The organism is Mangrovimonas sp. sgz306409, assembly GCF_059735265.1.
In genome coordinates this window covers 1-3,440 of sequence record NZ_JCAPEU010000029.1, presented here as the reverse complement: position 1 = coordinate 3,440, position 3,440 = coordinate 1, and the positions used below count along the sequence as shown (strand labels likewise).

2 protein-coding genes are annotated in these 3,440 nt (G+C 35.8%); one reads left to right on the top strand and one right to left on the bottom strand.

Features of this window, described 5'->3' with window-relative positions; all coding sequences use genetic code 11:
- Window positions 1-2,145: L-type lectin-domain containing protein (locus AC6I5C_RS17745; RefSeq protein ID WP_497906337.1), on the bottom strand; the 2,145-nt coding region annotated here is incomplete at its 3' end.
- Window positions 2,146-2,687: 542 nt separating this feature from the next.
- Here AC6I5C_RS17745 and AC6I5C_RS17740 point away from each other — a divergent pair.
- On the top strand, window positions 2,688-3,440 hold a 753-nt coding region (locus AC6I5C_RS17740), incomplete at its 3' end, for a DUF8693 domain-containing protein (protein WP_497906336.1).

The window sequence follows — 3,440 nt, the reverse complement described above, 5'->3', positions numbered from 1 at the left end:
GTCGAACACGCCAAAGCCATCGCTGTCCGCATCACAGTACTCCAACGGGTCTGGGATGTTAGCCTCTGGAGCCTGTTCTACCGAAAGTTGTACCGTTGTAGTAGTATAACATCCAGTCATTGTATTTAGCAATCTCGCGTAAATAGTCTGTGGGTTGCTGATATTTGTATAAGGTATCGGAAGTTGATTGATATCATTATCGGCATCTGCCTGTGTCAAAAAGTAACTTACTACATATCCTGGGGTTCCTCCTGTAATGTTATTATTCACTAAAGCCAAATCTATTGCCGTCAATCCATCCGGAATATTATCATCACAAACTTGCAAACTTGGATTAGCTTCTGCCACCTCAGGCTCGGGTAGTATTGTTACCGTTCCGCTACTAGTACTTCCACAATTTTCATTGGTGGTATATTCAATAGTATATTCTTCTCCAGGCAACCCTCCTGTAATAGTTCCTGTTAAAGGATCTATTGTTCCTGGGCCAGCTGGAGACACAATTACATAAGTTCCTCCAGGAGTTGCCGCTGTTGCTGTAGCACCATCACAGGTTGGTTCCATAACAAAAGTTGCATCATCCAAATCTGAAAATGAAATCGTTTCAGAATCATCCAAAGCGGTGTAACAATTAGGTAATTCAATAGTATATTCCACACCATCAATCCAGAAATATCCATTAAGACTTATAAAGGTGAGCATGTTAGTGTCCTGGCCTGTTACAAAAGTGACATATTGAAGGACATTTACCGTACCTGTATTAATAGTTTGAGAATTGGTTCCATCGGAAACACTCATTTGTGCGGAACTATTGTTTTTTGCCACACTTAGTGTGATTTCAGTGCCTGCCGGAACTGTTTGATCCAACAACAATACACATGATTGGTAGGTGTTGGAGATTCTTGCCGAATTGGCAGAAGTCGCTGTTGTTCCTTCTGGCTCTATTGCACCTTCGGCATTTTCAGGATTAATTCCACCATAAGCCGATTGTCCGTTCCCAGAAATAGTAGGAGTTGGAGCATCAATTCCCACAAGTGTCATGGTGGTATTTTCTGTTGAAGCCATCACTACTACAGATGCAACTCCAGTATCATCCAACACAACTGTTTCTTCTACACCTTCATTAATAATATAAGTAACTGTACTATTAGGCACTCCCGTAATAGTAAACTCTCCATCATCCCCTGGACAAACTGTAGAATTCACTGCTTCCACTTCCGCTGAAGATTCAGGCATTACTACGACATTAAAACTTTTCGTTAAAATATCGCCACAATTATCTGTTATGGATACAGTGTAAGTGGTATCTGCAGTTGGAGAAAATACTGGATTGGGAAGCGTAGGATCACTAACCCCCTCTGCTGGTGACCACTCATAACCTTGAGCTCCATCATAAGTAGCATCTATTGTATCAATACTTCCACCAGCACAAACTTGTTTGTCTGATAAAGACCCTATTGATGAAAAGGAAATATGTTTAAAGCACAATTGCTGTAAATTATACGCAGCACCCGTAGACCCCGCAAATCCGAAGTATACCTCAGAAGTTCCATTGAATATAGTATTGATAATATCAGCAGAATAAGAAATCCGTTCACTACAATCAAAGGTTACTGTAAAATTTTGCGCTGTGGCATCCCATGCTACCTTTACCTCATGGTAGTTTCCATCTTCAATATTTATAGAGGTTTCTGAAGCTTGAATTGGTCCTGCAAGATTATTTGCTGAATTATGGTAAGTACTCCCATTCTTCATCAAAGCCATATGATCTGCTGTTATATCCGCTCTGTTTCCGTTAGTCCATGTATCAAACTCAACAATTAGAGATTGGGTAATACCTTCATACCCTACACCTCCTCCAGATAAACCAATTTCGGCTGTAGCTGTAGTTTTCATTACAAAGGCCATTCCATCAGCACCATTGGCATCGTTACTTCCAAAGTTGGCGTCAAAAATTATTTCAAAATCAGTATTAAGATCAATAACATTATTGTACCATACGGATCCACTTTGCTGCGTAGTATTTTCGGTAATTCTATAACAATTATCCCCTAGAGACACAGCATCTCCGTAATACTCAGGTATTAATTGGGCAAATAGGTTAAAAGAAAGACAAAAAAAGATCGTAAGAAGAGTATACTTCCTCATATATATTTTAGTAGTTGAAAAGTTAATTATCCTGCTAAAATAACATAATTAACCTTTAATTAACAACTCTTCAATGTTAATACGAATTTAACATAGGATGTATTACAAAACGGACAAATCTTCAATAATTAATAGATTTTTTTCCAAAAAAAATGTTTTGTTACTAGACTCAATTTCCTTTCAGAAAGTCTTCTATTACCATTAAGTTCAACAACAAAGCACTTAATCGATTAATTTTCAATTATTTACAAAAGTTCCCTAATTTAAAATACATTTCCATTTCCCTAAAGCTAAAATTCCTTTGAACTAAAAATAAAAGCTCAAAATCTATTAAAACTAAAGGTAAGTTTAACCAACAATAATAACTTCCAATGAAGACTTTTATTAAATTATTGATTCTAGGTATTTGCTATTCACTCCACTTTACTTCGCCAATTTATTGTAACAATTTATTTGGAAAGGCAAATCAAAACAATCATAAATCTTTTCAATTTTTATCGAACACATTAAATATTGACAATAGATTTATAGAATCCTCCAATATGCCCAATTACAATTATCCATCAATCAGTATAACAAACCAAGAAACGGATCCTTCTGGAGAAGACCTTCCAGAAAATATACAAAGAGTACGAATTTCATTTATAGGTCCAAACGGATTTACTAGATATTTACTTCTTGGATTTACTCCTGACAATGCTGCTAGTGATGCCGTAGATTATGGGTACGACGCCTTAAATACAGAAAATTTTCCAAATGACATGTATTGGGTTATTAATGGAAATTATTACGTAATTCAGGGTGTGGGTTCCTTTGATAGTTCAAAAAGTTACCCCTTAACTATTAAACTTAATGATGGCGGCTATTTCGAAATTAGCCTTAACGCTTTAGAAAATTTTAACGAGCCTATTGACGTTTTTATTTATGACAGTCTTTTAGACGAATATTTTCAAATCAACGATTCCAATTACCAAAACAATCTAGCAGCTGGCACGTATTCAGATAGATTTTTTATAACCTTTATGGATAATGCTTCGCTGAACTTAGATGACAATTTAAACCAAGATACTGTTGTTCAATTTCTTCAAAAAGAACAGCAATTATTTGTAAAAACTACCAATAATGTTTTTCCAGAAGAAATAATACTAACAAATTTAGTTGGCCAAACCATCAAGAAATGGAGTCTTCCAACATCAACAAACAGTCTTCGCCTTCCAATCACAAACCTTTCAAAAGGAGTATATCTAGTAAAACTAAAAACAAACAGAGGCCATTTTATCAGTAAAATAATTTAT